The following is an 18357-nucleotide window of genomic DNA, read 5'->3' as shown; positions in this document are numbered from 1 at the left end:
TCAAAAAAGACCTTTTCAAAAATTCTTGAAAAGATCTTTCTGATTTATTATTCAGCTTCTTCTGCCAAAGTATTGGCAGCTCGTTCCTTATACATAGGGATTTCATCTTCACTTGCTAAAACAAAATGTTCTGGCGAAATTTCAACCATTCGACGTTTTTTACCATCTGCCTCAACTGACGAATCGTATGGTACTGGAATGCGATTACGTTCAAATTCAGGGTCAGGAACAGGAACGGCCGAGATTAAACTGGCTGTATAATCGTGTAAAGGATGTGTATATATTTCGTCTGCAGGAGCTATTTCTAATAACTTACCATAATGCATCACACCAATTCGATCACTGATATATTTAACCATTGATAAATCATGTGCAATAAACAAATATGTTAAGTTATGTTCAATTTGTAATTCCTTCAACAAATTAACAACCTGCGCTTGAATTGAAACATCTAATGCAGAAATAGGTTCATCTGCGATGATAAACTTAGGTTCTACAGCTAAAGCACGAGCAATACCAATACGTTGGCGTTGGCCACCTGAAAATTCATGGGGGTAGCGGCTAGAATGATCTTTATTCAATCCAACTGTTTCTAATAATTCTTCAACACGTTTCGCACGTGCTTCATCATTGGCAGCTAAATGGTGAATATCTATTCCTTCTGCCACAATATCTTTAACTTTCATTCGTGGATTTAGTGATGCATATGGATCTTGAAAAATCATTTGCATGTCACGGCGAAATTGTAATTTATCTTTTTTAGACTTAATTTTACGAATATCAACACCATCAAAATCAATTTTACCATCAGTTGGTTCATATAAATTGATGATACTACGACCTGTTGTTGTTTTACCAGACCCTGACTCGCCCACCAAGCCAAATGTCTCGCCTTCATAAATATCAAATGAAATATCATCGATAGCTTTCACTTCGTCTGGTTTGCCGACATTAAAATATTGTTTTAAATGACGGACTTTTAAAATTTTATTTTTCTTTTGTTCCACTATGTTCAGCTCCCCTTCCTTAGTTTTCTACCAAATTTTGATTCGCTTTAATTTTTGTTTCTTGTTGTTTTGCAAAAATTTTATACCGTCTTTGAATTTCAACTGGCGGCGTTACTTTAGGTGCATCTGGATGCAACAACCATGTAGCTGCTGCATGTGTTGGTGAAACATCGAAGAATGGTGGTTGTTGTTCTGTATCAATCTTCATAGCGTACTCATTCCGAGCGGCAAATGCATCCCCTTTTGGTGGATCCAATAAATCAGGAGGTGTACCTGGAATTGCGTACAGATGTTCACTATCAAGTGTTGGCATTGAATTCAATAAGCCCCAAGTATATGGATGTTGTGGGTTATAAAAGACCTCATCGACTGTCCCATATTCAACAATCCGACCTGCATACATAACCGCTACACGATTAGCCATACCAGCAACAACCCCTAGATCATGGGTAATGAAAATAATTGATGTTTCAATTTTTGCTTGTAATTCTTTCATTAATTCCAAAATCTGTGCTTGGATGGTTACATCTAAAGCTGTTGTTGGTTCATCAGCAATTAAAATTTCTGGATAACAAACTAATGAAATCGCAATAACAATTCGTTGGCGTTGACCACCAGAAAATTGATGTGGATAGTCCTTAAAGCGTTTTTTAGCATCTGTAATCCCAACTAACTTCAAAATTTCCAAGGCTTGCGCCATTGCTTTTTCTTTTTTTACATGTTTATGCTTCATTAATGGTTCAGCAATTTGTCTACCAATTCTCATAGTAGGATCTAAAGAAGTCATTGGGTCTTGGAAAATCATTGCGATATCTTTACCACGAATGTTTTCCATTTGTTTTTCTGATTTTTTAAGTAAATCTTCACCATGAAAAAGAATTTCTCCACCCATAACTTCTGCATTATTAGCTAATAATCCCATTAAACTTTTTGTTGTAACGGATTTACCGGAACCTGATTCACCAACGATTGCTAAAGTTTCACCTTTAGCCAGATGAAAACTAACATCACGTATGGCTTTAACATCTCCAGCATACGTATGAAAATTAATTTCTAGATTGTTAACTTCTAAAATATTTTCTGCCATTTTTCAACACCTACTCTTTCGTTTTTGGATCAAAGGCATCACGGAGTCCATCACCTAATAAGTTGAAGGCAACCATGATAATACATAAAACAATTGCTGGATACCACATTTGGTATGGTAAAAACTGGAAATTCTTTTGACCATCATTCAATAATGACCCAAGTGAAGCTTGAGGAGCACTAATCCCAATTCCGATGAAACTTAAGAAAGCTTCGAAGAAAATAGCACTAGGAATTGTAAACATTGTTTGAATAATAATCACACTCGATAAGTTAGGTAGTAAATGTTTCACTGCAATTTTTACGGGTGACTCGCCTAAAGTTCGAGCTGCAAGAATATATTCTTGATCTTTTAATTTCAACGTTTGTGCCCGAACTAATCGAGCCATCGTTGTCCAACCAGTCACTGCAATTGCTAAAATAATTGATGTTAAACCTGGTTTGAAAACCAATAACATTAAAACAATAACGACCAAGTTAGGTACCGATGAAATAATTTCGATGATTCGCTGCATGAATGTATCAACACGTCCGCCACGCCAACCGGACAAGATTCCATAAGCAACACCGACTCCTAAATCGACTAATGCAGCAACTAGTGCCACGATTAAGGAAATCTTAGTTCCATACATAATTCTTGATAACAAATCACGTCCAAAAACATCCGTTCCTAAAATAAAGTATTTATCTTTTGGAATACTATTTTGTTCATAAGCATCATACCAGCTACCTGATGATGTTTTTAACTTTCCATTTAATCCATCTATTGGTACACCAGGAATTTTAGGTGGTAAATTTGTATACTCAACATTTTGTTCTGTTGCACTATGTGGTGCTAAAATGGGGGATCCAAATGCCAAAATAAAAATTGCAACCAGGACCCAAAGTGAGATAAAAGCCCCTTTATTTTTCTTCAACCGACGCCAAGCATCCTGAACGAAAGTCAACGACGGTGCAGCAATTTTTTCATTATCAATAGCGTTATTTTTATCTAACGGTTCAAATGCATCTACTGGTAGGTCAATTTTATCTGCCATCGTTAATTTCTCCTTCCAGTTAATCGAATTCTTGGGTCAATAATACCGTAAATGATATCTGTTAATAAGATAACAACTACTAGTCCAGCTGAATAAAGCATTGTAACACCCATGATTGTGGGGAAATCATTTGTCAAAATTGATTTTACGAATTGTTCACCAATTCCAGGAATTGAGAATATATTTTCAACAACCATTGAACCAGTCATTAATGCAACCGTATAAGGGCCGATTAATGTTACTAAAGGAATTAAACTATTACGTAAAGCATGGTGGAATACAACGCCAAACTTTGTTAATCCTTTAGCCTTAGCCAGTTCAATGTAATCACTGCTTAGGACATCCACCATCTCGGTTCGAATGAACCTGGCCGTCTCCGCCAGTGGGCCAACCCCTAAAGCAATTGTCGGTAGAATCGTGTAACTGAATCCGCCCCAATCAGCAATTGGTAACCAGCCTAACTTTAATCCTACGTAATACTGTAATAAAACAGCTAAGACGAAAGAAGGAATTGAGATACCTAAGATTGATAAAATTGTTGAAGAAGTATCAATCCAAGTATTTTTGTTAATCGCACCAATGGCACCAATCACAATTCCAATAACTATTCCGAAGATGATAGCTTGTAATCCAAGTTGTCCGGATGGTCCAATACGGCTTGAAATTAGGTATGACACAGGTTGATTACTGTATTGGAATGACGTTCCTAAATCACCCTTAACTAATCCCACTAAGTAAATGAGATATTGTTGCCATACGGGTTTATTCAATCCATATTGTTCATTCATAATCTGTAATTGCTCAGTTGTCATTTTTTGCTGATTCGCATAAGGTGATCCAGGCATTAACTTCATTAAAAAGAAGGTAATGGTTGCGACTAAAAACAACGTCAGTAGCATATAAAAAATTCGTTTAACTAGGTATTTACCCATAATTCTGACCCTCACTTTTGCTTTATTATGTAATTAAAACAAGTCAGAATTAGCCGTGGTAGCTAACTCTCACTTGTTAAATTTTAACACGTTAATTAATTATTTAGTAACATAAGCATCTTTGAAATTGTAATTGATACCAGCTCCATTGTAGATAACACCTTTAACTGTTGATCTTAATAATTGAGCTTGAGCCATTTGGTAAAGAGGTGCAATTCCTTGATCTTTCATCAAGATTTTTTCAGCCTTAACTAAATCATCCCAACGTTTATCTGCATTACTTGCATCTGTTGTTTTTGAAGCTTTAATCAATGCATCATATTCACTATTTTTCCATTTACCTGCATTTTGTGAATTATCTGAAGTAAATAAATCTAAGAATGAGATTGGGTCTGAGAAATCAGCACCCCATGCTGTAACAACAATATCGAAATCACCACTAGTTGATTTTGCTAAACGTGATTTGAATGGGATATTTGTTAATGTTACATCCGCACCATCTAAGTTATCTTCAATCGCATTTTGTAAAAATTCATTTGTTTTCTTAGCTTTATCAGTATCATCACTTAGAAGTGAGAAACTAGCTTTTGTAACACCAACTTCTTTTAATCCTGCTTTCCATAATTCTTTTGCTTTTGCAATGTCTGTATTTGCAGTTGATTTAACGGTTGATTCTTTTGCAAAATCTTCGCCTGTTTTAGGATTTGAAGCAAGACCTGATGATACTAAACCTGTCGCAACAGTTGAGCCATCCCCTAAAATTTTATCAACAAATTGTTTTCTGTTGATAACTAATGAAATAGCTTGACGAATCTTTTGGTTATTAAATAATTTATTCTTTTGATTGTATTGTAAGTAGAACGTTGATGCTTGTTTACGTGTGATATAGTCTTTATCTGTTTTCAATGTTTTAGCTTGTTCAGCAGATAAATTCGTCATATCTAATTTTTGACTTTGGTATAAATTATAGCTTGTTGTATTATCTTTAGAAACTTGGAAATTCATTTGTGTTAGCTTAACTGCTTTTTTATCCCAATAAGTGTCATTTTTCTTTAGGTCCCAAGTTAAGTTAGTTCCTGTCCAATCATTTAATGTAAATGGACCATTGTAAACCATGTATTTGCTTTGTGTGCCATATTTAGAACCATACTTTTCAACAACTTTTTGATTTTGTGGATAGAACGTTGGGAAGCCCATCAATAATTTGAAATATGGTACTTTTTTATCAAGTGTTACAACTAATGTATGTTTGTCAGTTGCTTTGATTCCCAATGTTGATGGCGCCATCTTACCCGCGCTGATTGCATCATAATTTTTAATCCCTGAGAAGAGGTAACCATATTGTGAAGCTGTCTTAGGATTAACGGTCCGTTGCCATGAATAAACAAAATCTTTAGCCGTTACATCGTCTCCGTTGCTCCATTTTGAATCACGAAGTTTAAATGTATAAGTCATGCCATCTTTTGAAACGGTTGTTTTAGTTGCAAGTGCATTTGACACTTTACTGTTCTTACCAATTCTGTATAAACCTTCATTAGTATTGTTCAACATGTTAAAGCTAACTGTATCCGTTGCTGTCGATAAATCCATCGATGGTAATTCAGCTGTTTCAGACCAATTAATAACCTGTTTATCAGCGAGTTCTTTACTATCTGAAGATGAAGATTTAGATCCACACGCTGCCAAGACAATGACAGACAATGCTAGCACACCACTTAATTTCAAAACTGACTTTAACTTCATAATATGACCTCTCCTTTTTTATTTACCTTTTCTTAACGTAGGTTTATCTTACATTAGAAAAAGATTAAAATCAACATTAAACTCTAATTTAATTAAAAAGAGATTCAAGCGCCTTTAAAAAAGCCGTTTAACTATATAAAATATTCAACTCATAACATTTGCACGTTGTTAAAATGAGAGTTTGGCCATTTTTATTCATTAATTCTCATTTAATTCAGTTAACTTATTTTGATGTTCGAATATTTTTTTGAATAAATGTTATACTTAACCTATTAATTAAGTTCCACGAGGAGGTTCTCATGAAAGAAACTTATTCTACAGAAATACCAGTTATTGACGTTTTCATTGCTGGTATCGAAAAACAACGTGAAAATTTAGATTATACAATGTCTGAATTAGCTGCATTAGTCGAAGCTAACAACATGCATGCTGTTGAAGACATTCGTCAGAAATTAGATCGACCAACTGCTGCCCTTTACTTTGGTAAAGGTAAAGCTGAAGAATTCAAGACTGAAAGTGAAGCACAAGGTGTGAAAATTTTAGTTGTAAACGACGAATTATCACCAACTCAAATTCGTAACCTTGAAGCTGCATCAGGTATGGAAGTTATGGATCGTACAGGCCTGATTTTAGCTATTTTTGCTTCAAGAGCACAATCACGCGAAGCAAAACTCCAAGTTCAAATGGCTCAACTTCAATATCAGTTACCTCGTTTAAGAGGGATGCAAGATAAACTAGATCAACAATCTGGTGGTGGACTCGCTAACCGTGGTGCTGGCGAAACGAAGATTGAATTAGATCGTCGTGTGATTGAAAATCGGATTAACCACATTAAAAAAGATCTTGCTGAAATGGACAAAGAAGAATCTACTAGACGTAAACAACGTGATAAATCTGGTATTCCGACTGTTGCATTAGTTGGTTATACTAATTCAGGTAAATCAACGACAATGAACGGCTTGCTTCGTCTAATCGGACAAGATGATGACAAACAAGTTTTTGAAAAGAATATGTTGTTTGCTACATTAGATACAAGTGTCCGTAATATTCAATTTGAAGATAAAAAACAAATTTTATTGAGCGATACTGTTGGTTTTGTCAGCAAATTGCCTCACCAATTAGTAAAAGCTTTCCGTACAACCTTGGCTGAAGCTGCACAAGCTGATTTACTTATCCAAGTGATTGACGTGGCTGATAAACATGCTGAGGAAATGATTCAAACAACTGAAGATACATTAAAAGCTATTGGCGTCGAAAACATTCCGATGATTTATGCCTATAATAAAGCTGATTTAGCAAATATTGATTATCCTACTTTCTCAGATGATAAATTCACTTATAGTGCGCGTGATGAAAAATCACTTAATCAATTAGTAGATATCATTAAAAAGAATGTCTTTAAAGATAACGAAATTATGACTGTTCTTATCCCATTTGATAAAGGTCAACTTGTTGATTTAATCAATGAAAAGGCAACTATCTTAGAAACAGATTATGAAGAATCAGGTACAAAATTAAAGATTGATGCAACAAAAACTATTGCAACCCAATTGCAAGATTACATCGTTTAAAATAATTCTATAAAAAGAGTGCGTGAATCGGTCTGAAATAGCCGATTCACGCACTCTTTTTTGTCGTCATAATCATATCTAGTTTATTGCATGATTCCCGCTGTTATGCTAAAATGCAACTATTCATTTTAGAAAAGGAGGATTCAATTTTGGAAAAAAAACCAGCAGTTGGACTTAACAGATCGTTAGGTCTATGGTCAGCATTATCAATCGTAATCGGAACTGTTATTGGTTCTGGTATCTTCTTTAAACAAGCTTCGGTACTTGACTACACCGGCTCTACTACAAATGCCCTGCTCGCATGGCTATGTGGTGGTATCATAACCTTAACCGCTGGACTAACTGTTGCTGAAATTGGATCTCAAATTCCAGAAACCGGTGGATTATATATCTACATGGAAAAAATTTACGGTAAAATTTGGGGTTTCTTAGCTGGTTGGATGCAAGTTATCGTGTATGGACCAGCTATGATTGCTGCGTTAGGCGCGTACCTTGCTATTTTAATAGTAGATTTCTTTAGTATTCCAGCTGGTTATTCTCATTTAATCGCATTAATTGCAGTCATTTCTATTGGCTTCCTAAATATGCTATCAAATCGTTATGGTGCTTCATTCCAGATTATTACAACTATTTGTAAATTATTCCCTATTGCTGCTATTATTATTTTTGGTTTATTTTTTGGCAATGCAAATGCACTTGGCCAATCTGTTGCAACTGTCAGTCACTCTACAAATAATTTTGGTGTTGGTATACTAGCTACTTTATTTGCTTATGATGGTTGGATTCTGATTGCTAATATGGGTGATGAAATTAAAAATCCTAAAAAGACATTACCTAGAGCTATTGTTTTAGGAATTTCAATTGTTCTTCTTATTTATATTCTTGTTTCGTTCAGTATTATGCGTGTCATGCCTGCTAGTCAAATCCATCAACTAGGCGAAAATGCAACACCACAATTTGCTAAGATTGCCTTTGGCCAACTTGGTGGAAAAATTATGAATATCGGTGTCATTATTTCTATTCTTGGTTGTATGAACGGTAAAATCATGACATTCCCTCGAATTATGTGGGCAATGGGTAAGAACAAACAATTACCTTTCCATAAAGAAATATCTTATTTACATCCAAAATCACATTCACCTGTTATTGCAACATGTGTGGCTTTAAGTATTGCAGCGATTATGATTTTATTTTTTGATGCTGATCGCTTATCTGAAATTTGTATTTTTACAGTTTATTGCTTTTATGTTATGACTTTCGTCGGCCTCTTTATCTTACGCCGTCGGAATAAAGGAACAGATTTAAAACGTGTTTTCTCAGTTCCATTGTTCCCCATAACACCTATTGTTGCTATCTTAGGTGCAGCCTTCGTTTTAGTTAGCGAAGTTCAATCAGATATTGTAGGTGTTTTAATTTCATTTACAATTGTTGCACTTGGTATCCCGGTTTATTTATACGAAACACATAAAAATAAAGATCTATAATAAAAAATGTGTAATGACAGCTATTGTCATTACACATTTTTATTTTTAATTCATCATTTTCCGGGAAAAGGATTATTCACAAAAAGTTGTGTATAAAATTTAATTTCTTGCAAAGTCTGAGCAATTTTATTTTTTGTATAATCTGTTAACTTAGCATCGTTATTTAGTTGTCCATCTTCATTAAATGTTTGATCAACTATTCCCAATAATGTTGGCGTAGGCAACGTGATAAATCCTAATCGATTCAAAATAGGTACTAATTCAGCTGTTGCAAATTGTGCACCGCGCATGTTATCTGAGTAGCCCACAATCTTAACTGGTTTACGTTGCCCTTCAAAAGCCAAATAATCGATTGCATTTTTCAAAACGGCTGGAATAGCATGATTATATTCAGGCGTTAAGATAATAAAGCCATCTGCCGCAGCTACATCCGCTATCCATCGTGCTTCATTTTCAGGTAGTTGTCGATTTTCATTTTGCATAGGTGCCAATTTTTCGTGGAAGAAGGTTAACTGATAGTCACTTAATTTTAGAAATGAAAATTCAACATTATCCTGATTTTTTGCTACTCCTTCAATATACTTAATGACCCTTTTACCAATAGAATTCTCTCTTGAACTCCCTAGAATAACAGCAATTTTCACCATGACATCATCTTCTTTCTAATTTATTTTTCAATCAAACAAACCGTCATTTTATGCCGATTCTACTAACTAATAAAAATGGTTGCTAAAATCTATATAGATTTCAACAACCATTTTTATTTTATTGTCTACGCTAAGCGTCTTTCTAAGTATCTTGAAACCAATGATAGTGCATAACAAACGACGAAGTACATCACTGCTAAAGCGACGAACATTGGAATAACATAATTAGTATTTTGACCGTATACTAATTGTGCATGATACAGTAACTCTGGTAAAACAATGATAGTAGCCAATGACGTATCTTTAATTAATGAGATAAATTGACTAACCAATGGTGGAATCATTTTCTTTAAAGCTTGTGGTAAGACAATCACACGCAGACCTTGCCAATAAGTTAGACCATTTGCGCGAGCACCTTCCATTTGTCCGGGTTCAACAGCTTGAATACCACTTCGAATGATTTCAGCTAACATTGCTGATTCGAAAACGGTCATCGCTAACGTTGCTGACCAGAAAATTGATAACCGAATACCAACATTTGCTAAGCCAAAATAAACGAAAAATAAGATTAAAAGTAATGGTAAATTTCGAATTAAATCAATTATAAAACCAACTATAGCAGATAAACGTTTTACTTTAATATATCGTGTTAGGCCTAGAATAGCGCCAATTATAAAACTGAAAATAATTGAAATAACTGAAACTTCGATTGTTACTAATAATCCTTGTAGTAAGTAGCGAATATTTTCCCAACTATATGCTGCAATAAAATCTGACATATTTTTCTAGACCCCCTTTAACTTAATTTCTTTTCTAAATGTCTCATGTAATAACTTAATGGCATCGTGATAATTAAATATAACACCCCAACGATAATGTACGTGTTGATTGTATCAAATGTTGTTGATGCGATAATATCACCTTGGTACATTAAATCAAATCCAGCAACGAAGGCTAAAACTGAAGAGTTTTTTACCAAATTAATGAACTGATTACCCAAAGGTGGAATCACATATTTAAATGCCTGGGGTAAAATAATATGAAACATCGATTGCATGAATGTTAACCCGTTTGAGCGAGCACCTTCCATTTGTCCAGGATCAACAGCTCTAATCCCAGCACGAACTGTTTCTGCAATAAAGGCAGATGTGTAAATCGTTAGTCCGATTGTTCCAGCTGTAAATCCGTTGATATTCGTAACGTACATAGGTACCACAACGTAGAAAAACATTGCAACAACCAATAACGGAATATTTCTAAATATTTCAATATAGATACGTGCAATAATTTTTAAAATTCGATATGGCATTTCTTCCAAAATTGCAAAGAACGAACCTATAATTAAACTAAAAAATAATGCGAGTACACTTGAACACAATGTATAGCCAAGTCCTGTTAATAAGGCTTGCCAATGTTCTGTAAAAATCGTAATCATTGTTGACTCGCCTCCTTCACACTAAATCCTGGAATATCGCCAAACCATTTGTTTAATAATTTTTCATACGAGCCATCGGCACGCATTTCAGCTAAAGCCTTATTAACTTCATTCTTAAATTCACCTTGGCCTTTATCAATCGCAATTCCGTAAGGTTCATGCGTAAAAGTACCACCAACAACAGCAAAATCAGAATTCTCTTTAACCATCCCATATAAAATACCATTATCAGTTGTTAAAGCATCACCTTGACCAGATTTTAGTGCGGTTAATGCTTGCGCATAATCATCTAGTTCCAGCACTTCTGCTTTAGGTGCATACTTCTTCATGTTAATAACTGAAGTTGAACCCTTAACACCTAAAACAACCATACCGTCTTTATTCAAATCTTTTACGGATTTAATTGAGCTTGTTCTTTTAACTAAAATAGCTTGTCCGGCAGCAAAATAAGAGTTAGAAAAATCAACTTGTTTTTCACGATCTTTAGAAATGGACATCGTCGCAATAATTGCATCAATATTTCCATTTTTCAAAAGTGGAATTCTTGTTTTACTTGTTACCTGAACAAAATTAGCTTTACCATCTTTACCTAAGATTTTTTTTGTCACTGCCTTAGCAATATCAATATCAAATCCTTGGATTTCACCGGTTTTGATGTTCATTAAACCAAATAACTTCGTATCTGCTTTAACACCCCAGTTAATTGTTTTTGTTTCTTTAGCTGTTGTTGCAATGTTGGCTTTACTTTGCGCTCCACAGCCTGCAATAACTAATACCATAGCTATACTCATAAACAATAAGCTAATTTTTCTTAATTGTTTCATATTTTAATCCCCACTCTCACAGTCTTGAGCTCCTTAATGTTTAATAATTTTACTCAAGAATTTTTTTGCACGTTCTTCTTTTGGATTGTCGAAAAATTCTACTGTTGTATCATCCTCAAGAATTTGACCATCAGCCATGAAAATAACACGATCGGCTACTTCACGAGCAAAGCCCATTTCATGAGTTACAACAATCATTGTGATCCCATCATTTTTAGCGATATCTTTCATAACTTTTAAAACATCGTCAATTGTTTCAGGATCTAATGCAGAAGTTGGTTCATCAAATAATAGCGCCTTAGGTTTCATAGCTAGACTACGGGCAATGGCAATTCTTTGCGATTGTCCACCTGATAACATTCTAGGATATGATTGTGCTTTATCATCAAGTCCAACTGTTTTTAATAAATCCATTGCGATTTTTTTATTTTCAGCTTCATCCCGTTTTAAAACTAAACGTGGTGCAAGCATAATATTTTCTAAAACAGTTTTGTTTTCGTACAAGTTAAAATGTTGAAATACCATCCCAACATTTTTTCTGATTTTATCAATATTCGTTTTCTTATCTGCTAAATCAAAATTATCAACTAATAGTTGCCCCTCGTTAACTTGCTCTAAACCATTGATAGTTCTGATTAATGTACTTTTTCCAGAACCAGATGGCCCGATAATAACGACGACTTCGCCTGCTTCAACTTTTAAATTGATATTCTTCAATGCGTGAAATTTATCGTAATATTTCTCCACATTTTTAAATTCGATCATTGCCATACTCTCAATCCCCTTCTCTTAACTCTTTTATTCTTTTTTGTGATACTTTAATTATACTACCAAATGGATGTTTAATTGCAGTCTTTTTTAAATGTACCATATAATCACAAAAAAAGTGATAGCAATGTAGTTATTTGCTATCACTTTTTTACTAATTTTCTTTTTCTTTATAGGCAATTTGAACTTTAACGTGAAATTTATGTGATTCTTCAATAACTGATGATCGACCAGCAACCTTCTGATTACCACCATAAATAGTTGCTGTTGCTAAGTAAATATCATATTGTTCTTTAGCCGTTTCAATATCAGATAAACCAACATGGGTTAGGCGACCAATCAATTGTTTATCAATCTGATTCATTCCAGCGTAAACATTCATTTTTTCGTCTTCTATTTTTAATTCAAAAAATGGAAAAGCAACGGGCTGTGCTAACTCTGACACTGGTTTTCCTGTTTTCTGAATTTCTTTTATAATAGCATCATCTGACAATCCATCATAATCAAAATCTGAATACTTAACTTGCTTCATTTGATCAGCAATTTTTTGAATACTTACTTTTTCGTTTCTATTTGTCCTAAGTGTCGCTGGCATCAGCATTTTAGAATCAAATAGGCCATTCGTTTGAACATAACCTGGTTGCATTCGGCGACGTTTATCTCCTTCAATTTCTTCCTTAGGCGGTCCGCCCAACAATTTTTCAATTTTCGGTGAAGGATCAAATTTAGTTGTTTTATTTGTAAAATAATGAATAACATTTAAAACAATAAAATATAATAAAACAAAAAAAGCAAGAATAAACAAACTACCTCTAACATAATAACCATTTATGAAATATCGTGATGCGATATACAATAAATACCAATTACCAAGAAAGCCTAAAACAGTATAAATTCTATTTTTTAATTTTAAATTAACATTAATAAACCCTAAATAATGGTTTGCTAAATCTAGTAAACTAAACATTTATTTACCTCCTAATCCTTAGTCTGTATTTGTCGTTTCTGCACTGGCTTTGGCTTTGTCAGTCGTTACCGTTTTAGTATTCTTCACGCTACTACTTGTGCTTGTTGCCGAGCTAGCTTTATCCGCATTTGTATCAGTATCTGTACTTGTATCAGTTGTGTCATCGGTACTTGTTTCCGCGCTCTTATCATCCGTTGTATTATCGGCACTTGTACTTGCTGATTTGTTTGATGTTTCATCGGCAGCACTTGAACTACTAGACTCATCTTTTGAACTTTCTGATGAAGAGGACGAATCAGAAGAACTCGTCTCAGAAGATGAACTTACTTCTTTGGAACTCGAATTATCGTCTACTTTAGGTTTAGTTTCCGACGGTGATGAAGCTACTGAAGAAACTGTTGCTCCTTCGTTTGTATTCGTTGTTTTGTTAACAACAACGTTAGTTGCGCCCAATGCAAGTACGATAGAAACAATTGCAAAAGGTGTTATAAATGGTGGCGTTCTATATGCCATTAACTCTCACTCCAATTTTGTACTTTTTCCATTAAACCATTTGTTATTGAAGTTTATTCGAAGATAAACTTAATTTTTCGATAATTTTTTTTGGCATTCATCACAAATCCCATGTAATTCAAATTTATGTTCTTCTATTTTGTAACCTGGTAACTGTTTTACAAAATAATCTAGCGGACAGCTATCAAGTTCAACCACCTTACTACAAGAAGTACAAATAAAATGATGGTGATGTTTGTGACTAAAATCACATTGATATTTTACACAGGCTCGTTCACCATTCATCCGTTGCTCAACAAGACCCATTTCTTTAAATTCTTTGATATTTCGATAAATTGTATTATGACTCATCCCTGGATATTTATTTCTCATATAGTCATCCACAACTGTAACGTCAACATAAGCTTCCTCATACTGACTTAAATACGTTAATAAACTTTTTCTTTGTTTCGTAATTTTATATTTATTTTCTTTTAGTATATGCAATGCATCATCAATTAATTCAGTCAAAAGGCTTATCTCCATTTCTAAATAATAATGGTTACTCTTTAAGAAGAATACCATATCAACTAAAAAAAGCAATCACTCTTAACCTAATGATTGAATTAACTGATCAATCTGTTTCTTTGCGTCAACTAAATCGTCATTAATAATGACATGTGCTATACCTTCAAGATCTGCTGGAAGTTTCATGTCTCGTTTTGCTTCACCAGAATCTAAGCGTAAACTTCGATTTCGAATCGTATCTCCCCGTTTAATTAACCGATCTTGTAATATCTGATTATCCGATACAGACAAATATAAGACAACTGTTTCTTTTGGTAATTCTTTTGAATACGTGATGGCACCTGCCGTATCGAGTACAATTGTCGCATTTTTTGCCTCTGACCAAGCAGCATCTATCGCTTCTCTTGATGAACCATAGTAATGGCGATCATACTCAACATGTTCTAAATAATGAAAATTAAAAAAAGTTTCATCGGATTCAAAATAATAATCGCGACCATTTTTTTCATTAACTCTTGGTTGCCTAGTTGTGTGAGTAATCACCTTTTTGGCATCAAATTGCTTGGTTAGATAGTCTCTAATCGTCGTTTTACCTGTTCCCGGAGCACCCGTGATCACGAATATTCGTTTTTGCATTAAATCATCCCTTTATCGTTTTTAGACTTCTTCATATTATTTAAAAAATTTTTGGTTAATATAAAACAAATGACTTGCATTCATTTTATGTACGTACTATACTAAGCTTCTACTAAAGAAAGTAGAATGCGCTTTCATGGTAGTAAGATATAGAAATACGGAGGATACACACTTATGAAATTTGGAACATTTAGTAAAAACTGGTATACGATTTCTTTAGACACTGAAAAACAAATCTTTATTGCTAGTTCAAAAAATAATCCAGCCATTTCAGGTTCTGGGGTAACAATCGAAACAGCCGTTTCCAACTTATCAACAGAAATGAAATATGTTCAATCTGGACAATTTGTATAGAGGGTAAATGTGAGCTCACGCACATCAACCCTTTTTTATTTGGACTTTTTTACCGATTAAACCTTACCATCAATCGCTTAATGGGTACGTATAATAAACTAACAATGATAATTGTCGAGATTGAATTAACAACAGTTGCAGGTAAACTTAAAAACGCCTGAACAGCGGCGACATTAAAACTAACACCTTTAATCATTGCTTCACCAATCGAAACTAAATATGATGTTCCTATTTTACCAATTCCTGCCGTTGCAGCAATAATGATAATCCAATATTTACCATGATAATTTTTTAATCCTTTCGTAACAACCGTAATTAGTAATGCAATAACCACTACTTCTAGTACAGTAAAATATGACGTATCTGCATAACCATTCAAAATATCAAATAATCCCAGACCAATCGCTCCTGCAATTGTGCCATAACTAAACCCTAAAAAAATCACGGCCAATGCTGCTAGTGAATTACCGAAATGAATAAATGGTTTTCCCACCATAGCTGGGATTGGTATTCTAAAAACTGAGATACCTATATAAATAATTGCCGCAAATAATCCCGCTAAAATAATGCTTCTTAATCTTTCATTTCTCATTTTATTTTTCCATTCTATCGTTAATATCGGGTAAAATACTCATAAAATTAACCCCTAACCTTTGATCAAGTCCTTCATTATCAGAATTACTCATCGCTTTCCATGTTACTTCTACTGCAAATTCCAATGCTTCCCTTAGTGAATGACCATTCATTAACTCACCCACTACGCAGCTTGCTAGCAAGTCTCCTGTCCCAAAATAATGATTCTCACGTTGTTCTTTTAATACCCAACCTGATTCGCCTTCTTTTGTTAGAAAAACAACACCAATTTGATTTTTCTGGTTTGTAACTCCTGTAATTATAACCGCTTTTAAATTTAATTTCTTTAATAAACGTGTTAGTAACTTTTTAATTTCTGCCTCGCTAGGATTTTCCTGATAATTACAGTCTGCCAATAAGTAAGCCTCTGTTAAATTGGGTAAAATTAAATCTGCTTGCGTTAAACATAACATGCTTAATTCTTCTACATAGTCGTTTGTCAGTCCTGAATATAACGTGCCGTGATCAGCCATAACTGGATCAATAACGGTGAGTGCTTTATCATCAGATAACCTATCTAGTAGAATCCCCATCATTTTAATACTTTCTGCCGTCCCTAGATAGCCCAAATATGCGCCCGTAAATTGAACTGGAATAGTTGCCCAGTGTTCTTCAAAAGCTTTTATAAATGGTGAGATGTCTACCTTCATTGGTACTCCAAATCCACCTGTATGACTACTTAATAACATTGTTGGCAATATTGTCGTCCGTTGTTGATAACTAGCTAAAACAGGAACCGCAATCCCTAATGAAACACCACCAACACTAGATAAATCTTGTGCAATCAATAATTGTTTCATTATTCCACCTTCTTCATTTGAAGTTATTTAATTCATTATAAAATGAATACGCCAGAATAGCGATATTTAGTAACCATTTAAAAATAAAAAACTGTTGAAAAATTAGCACTAGGCTAGTTCCTCAACAGTTCAACTATTTCTTCAATTCAATTTTATTTTGTCGACCAATCGCATGTTTTAACATAAACGGTGCTACGATAGTTGAAATAATAATTACCATGATAACTGCCGAATAGTATTCCGTCGACAACAAGTGTGCGGTATACCCAATTTGGACAATAATCAAAGCCATTTCGCCACGAGAAATCATCCCCGCACCGATTACATATGCACTATTTAAATCAAATCCAAGTAACCTAGCACCTAATCCACCACCTAGTAATTTTGTGAGGACGGCCAAAATCGTTAAAATAACGATAAACCAAATATTTTTCATAAATCCATCAAATGACATGCTTAATCCAATACTCGTGAAAAACATTGGAATAAAGACTGCATAACCAATTGGTTCAATATTGGCATCAATTTCTTTTTTATACGGTGTTTGTGCCACTGCAATTCCTGCAAAAAAGGCACCAACAACAGCACTTAACCCCACTAAGTCAGCTAAGTAGGCCATACCTAGACAGATAACCAGTGACATAATCGTAATCGATGAGCCAACTAATAATCGTTCACTTAATCTCATCAAGAAAGGCGCCACCCACTTGAATAGGATTAAAATACCAATGAAGTAAACAAATTCTAATAAGAAGCCAATCCAAATGTTAGCTTGTGCGCTATCACCGGTACTTGTAATATTACCAAATACACTAACTAATACACTTAAAATAACAACAGCTAAGATATCATCCACAACGGCCGCACCTAGGATTGTTGCACCTTCTTTTGAATCTAATCGTTTTAATTCTTTCAAGACTTCGACGGAAATACTAACTGACGTTGCCGCAAAGATAACACCTAAAAATAAAGCCGATTCAAATCCAAAATTATAAATTCGACCAAAGTAATAGACAACTAAGATAGGGAAGACAACACCTAAAGTCGCAACTGATAAGGCCGGTTTTAAATACTTTTTAAGTAGATCTAAATCACTTTCTAATCCCGCCATAAACATTAAAATAATCACACCAATTTCTGCGAACATCGCAAATAAATGATCTGAATGGACCCAATTCAACATTGCTGGTCCAAGTAAAACACCAACTAATAATTGCCCGATAACACTAGGAACACCAATTCGTGTGCTGACATGACCCGCAATTGATGTTGCCACTAATACTAAACAAATCGTTCCTAAAAATGCCATTATTTCTCCTCTCACTTGTCACTATCTATATTAACCATAACATACATTAAAAATAAAAAGCAGCAAATTCCCTCTCGGAATTCACTGCTTATGATTCACTTAAT

Annotated in this window: 20 protein-coding genes; 3 read left to right on the top strand and 17 right to left on the bottom strand. The window is 34.3% G+C overall.

The genetic code is table 11. The features are described 5' to 3' along the window. Positions 1-47: 47 nt before the first annotated feature. The 5 genes from AC1RP1_RS01360 to AC1RP1_RS01340 form a co-directional block, all read right to left on the bottom strand. On the bottom strand, positions 48-1007 hold the full coding sequence (locus AC1RP1_RS01360) for an ABC transporter ATP-binding protein (RefSeq protein ID WP_481760923.1): 960 nt from the start codon (positions 1005-1007) through the stop codon (positions 48-50). Positions 1008-1026: 19 nt separating this feature from the next. Continuing rightward, positions 1027-2094 (bottom strand): ABC transporter ATP-binding protein, encoded by a 1068-nt coding sequence (locus AC1RP1_RS01355; protein WP_481760924.1) that lies wholly within the window; start codon positions 2092-2094, stop codon positions 1027-1029. A 10-nt stretch (positions 2095-2104) separates the two neighbouring features. Next, positions 2105-3130 carry an oligopeptide ABC transporter permease gene (opp3C, locus tag AC1RP1_RS01350; RefSeq protein WP_481760925.1) on the bottom strand — a complete coding sequence of 342 codons (1026 nt, stop codon included), beginning with the start codon at positions 3128-3130 and terminating at the stop codon, positions 2105-2107. 2 nt (positions 3131-3132) lie between these two features. Next, complete coding sequence (gene opp3b, locus AC1RP1_RS01345) at positions 3133-4062, bottom strand: oligopeptide ABC transporter permease (protein ID WP_409021660.1); 930 nt, start codon at positions 4060-4062, stop codon at positions 3133-3135. A 99-nt stretch (positions 4063-4161) separates the two neighbouring features. After that, on the bottom strand, positions 4162-5805 hold the full coding sequence (locus AC1RP1_RS01340; RefSeq protein WP_481760926.1) for a peptide ABC transporter substrate-binding protein: 1644 nt from the start codon (positions 5803-5805) through the stop codon (positions 4162-4164). 299 nt (positions 5806-6104) lie between these two features. Between AC1RP1_RS01340 and hflX the strand changes: the two genes are divergently transcribed. After that, positions 6105-7376, top strand: a complete 1272-nt coding sequence (hflX, locus tag AC1RP1_RS01335) for a GTPase HflX (protein WP_481760927.1) — start codon at positions 6105-6107, stop codon at positions 7374-7376. Between the two features lie 146 nt (positions 7377-7522). Beyond that, positions 7523-8860: an APC family permease gene (locus AC1RP1_RS01330; RefSeq protein WP_481761139.1), complete on the top strand. Its 1338-nt coding sequence runs from the start codon at positions 7523-7525 to the stop codon at positions 8858-8860. A 53-nt stretch (positions 8861-8913) separates the two neighbouring features. Here the strand turns inward: AC1RP1_RS01330 and AC1RP1_RS01325 are convergent, their stop codons facing one another. The 9 genes from AC1RP1_RS01325 to AC1RP1_RS01285 form a co-directional block, all read right to left on the bottom strand. Further along, positions 8914-9507 carry an NADPH-dependent FMN reductase gene (locus tag AC1RP1_RS01325; RefSeq protein ID WP_481760928.1) on the bottom strand — a complete coding sequence of 198 codons (594 nt, stop codon included), beginning with the start codon at positions 9505-9507 and terminating at the stop codon, positions 8914-8916. Positions 9508-9632: 125 nt separating this feature from the next. Further along, a complete protein-coding gene (locus AC1RP1_RS01320; protein WP_409021664.1) occupies positions 9633-10286 on the bottom strand; it encodes an amino acid ABC transporter permease in 654 nt (217 codons plus the stop codon). Between the two features lie 17 nt (positions 10287-10303). Continuing rightward, complete coding sequence (locus AC1RP1_RS01315; RefSeq protein WP_481760929.1) at positions 10304-10942, bottom strand: amino acid ABC transporter permease; 639 nt, start codon at positions 10940-10942, stop codon at positions 10304-10306. After that, on the bottom strand, positions 10939-11766 hold the full coding sequence (locus AC1RP1_RS01310) for a glutamate ABC transporter substrate-binding protein (RefSeq protein WP_481760930.1): 828 nt from the start codon (positions 11764-11766) through the stop codon (positions 10939-10941). The genes AC1RP1_RS01315 and AC1RP1_RS01310 overlap by 4 nt, the downstream gene beginning before the upstream one ends. Before the next feature lie 33 nt (positions 11767-11799). Then, on the bottom strand, positions 11800-12537 hold the full coding sequence (locus AC1RP1_RS01305) for an amino acid ABC transporter ATP-binding protein (protein ID WP_409021667.1): 738 nt from the start codon (positions 12535-12537) through the stop codon (positions 11800-11802). A gap of 151 nt (positions 12538-12688) precedes the next feature. After that, positions 12689-13501 (bottom strand): DUF6681 family protein, encoded by an 813-nt coding sequence (locus AC1RP1_RS01300; RefSeq protein ID WP_481760931.1) that lies wholly within the window; start codon positions 13499-13501, stop codon positions 12689-12691. 18 nt (positions 13502-13519) lie between these two features. Then, entirely contained in the window at positions 13520-14014 is a 495-nt protein-coding gene (locus tag AC1RP1_RS01295) for a hypothetical protein (protein ID WP_481760932.1), read from the bottom strand. A gap of 69 nt (positions 14015-14083) precedes the next feature. Then, entirely contained in the window at positions 14084-14524 is a 441-nt protein-coding gene (locus tag AC1RP1_RS01290) for a Fur family transcriptional regulator (protein WP_409021670.1), read from the bottom strand. A gap of 78 nt (positions 14525-14602) precedes the next feature. Beyond that, a complete protein-coding gene (locus AC1RP1_RS01285) occupies positions 14603-15157 on the bottom strand; it encodes a guanylate kinase (protein WP_481760933.1) in 555 nt (184 codons plus the stop codon). A gap of 174 nt (positions 15158-15331) precedes the next feature. Here AC1RP1_RS01285 and AC1RP1_RS01280 point away from each other — a divergent pair, with 174 nt between their 5' ends. After that, positions 15332-15511 carry a hypothetical protein gene (locus AC1RP1_RS01280; protein WP_409021673.1) on the top strand — a complete coding sequence of 60 codons (180 nt, stop codon included), beginning with the start codon at positions 15332-15334 and terminating at the stop codon, positions 15509-15511. Positions 15512-15560: 49 nt separating this feature from the next. Here the strand turns inward: AC1RP1_RS01280 and AC1RP1_RS01275 are convergent, their stop codons facing one another. The 3 genes from AC1RP1_RS01275 to AC1RP1_RS01265 form a co-directional block, all read right to left on the bottom strand. Beyond that, positions 15561-16103 (bottom strand): ECF transporter S component, encoded by a 543-nt coding sequence (locus AC1RP1_RS01275; protein ID WP_481760934.1) that lies wholly within the window; start codon positions 16101-16103, stop codon positions 15561-15563. 1 nt (position 16104) lies between these two features. Next, a complete protein-coding gene (locus AC1RP1_RS01270) occupies positions 16105-16944 on the bottom strand; it encodes a pyridoxamine kinase (protein ID WP_481760935.1) in 840 nt (279 codons plus the stop codon). Between the two features lie 133 nt (positions 16945-17077). Then, entirely contained in the window at positions 17078-18253 is a 1176-nt protein-coding gene (locus AC1RP1_RS01265; RefSeq protein WP_481760936.1) for a cation:proton antiporter, read from the bottom strand. Between the last annotated feature and the right edge of the window lie 104 nt (positions 18254-18357).

The organism is Dellaglioa sp. CoH-56-MRSF-13 (assembly GCF_056782095.1).
The sequence above is the reverse complement of the archived record's forward strand: the minus strand, read 5'-3'. Positions and strand labels throughout refer to the sequence as shown.

What these genes read in the sequence shown, in the direction of transcription:
- AC1RP1_RS01355 (WP_481760924.1), bottom strand. Translation starts at nt 2,094, where the DNA reads ATGGCAGAAAATATTTTAGAAGTTAACAATCTAGAAATTAATTTTCAT.
- opp3C (WP_481760925.1), bottom strand. Translation starts at nt 3,130, where the DNA reads ATGGCAGATAAAATTGACCTACCAGTAGATGCATTTGAACCGTTAGAT.
- opp3b (WP_409021660.1), bottom strand. Translation starts at nt 4,062, where the DNA reads ATGGGTAAATACCTAGTTAAACGAATTTTTTATATGCTACTGACGTTG.
- AC1RP1_RS01340 (WP_481760926.1), bottom strand. Translation starts at nt 5,805, where the DNA reads ATGAAGTTAAAGTCAGTTTTGAAATTAAGTGGTGTGCTAGCATTGTCT.
- hflX (WP_481760927.1), top strand. Translation starts at nt 6,105, where the DNA reads ATGAAAGAAACTTATTCTACAGAAATACCAGTTATTGACGTTTTCATT.
- AC1RP1_RS01325 (WP_481760928.1), bottom strand. Translation starts at nt 9,507, where the DNA reads ATGGTGAAAATTGCTGTTATTCTAGGGAGTTCAAGAGAGAATTCTATT.
- AC1RP1_RS01320 (WP_409021664.1), bottom strand. Translation starts at nt 10,286, where the DNA reads ATGTCAGATTTTATTGCAGCATATAGTTGGGAAAATATTCGCTACTTA.
- AC1RP1_RS01315 (WP_481760929.1), bottom strand. Translation starts at nt 10,942, where the DNA reads ATGATTACGATTTTTACAGAACATTGGCAAGCCTTATTAACAGGACTT.
- AC1RP1_RS01310 (WP_481760930.1), bottom strand. Translation starts at nt 11,766, where the DNA reads ATGAAACAATTAAGAAAAATTAGCTTATTGTTTATGAGTATAGCTATG.
- AC1RP1_RS01305 (WP_409021667.1), bottom strand. Translation starts at nt 12,537, where the DNA reads ATGGCAATGATCGAATTTAAAAATGTGGAGAAATATTACGATAAATTT.
- AC1RP1_RS01300 (WP_481760931.1), bottom strand. Translation starts at nt 13,501, where the DNA reads ATGTTTAGTTTACTAGATTTAGCAAACCATTATTTAGGGTTTATTAAT.
- AC1RP1_RS01295 (WP_481760932.1), bottom strand. Translation starts at nt 14,014, where the DNA reads ATGGCATATAGAACGCCACCATTTATAACACCTTTTGCAATTGTTTCT.
- AC1RP1_RS01285 (WP_481760933.1), bottom strand. Translation starts at nt 15,157, where the DNA reads ATGCAAAAACGAATATTCGTGATCACGGGTGCTCCGGGAACAGGTAAA.
- AC1RP1_RS01280 (WP_409021673.1), top strand. Translation starts at nt 15,332, where the DNA reads ATGAAATTTGGAACATTTAGTAAAAACTGGTATACGATTTCTTTAGAC.
- AC1RP1_RS01275 (WP_481760934.1), bottom strand. Translation starts at nt 16,103, where the DNA reads ATGAGAAATGAAAGATTAAGAAGCATTATTTTAGCGGGATTATTTGCG.
- AC1RP1_RS01270 (WP_481760935.1), bottom strand. Translation starts at nt 16,944, where the DNA reads ATGAAACAATTATTGATTGCACAAGATTTATCTAGTGTTGGTGGTGTT.
- AC1RP1_RS01265 (WP_481760936.1), bottom strand. Translation starts at nt 18,253, where the DNA reads ATGGCATTTTTAGGAACGATTTGTTTAGTATTAGTGGCAACATCAATT.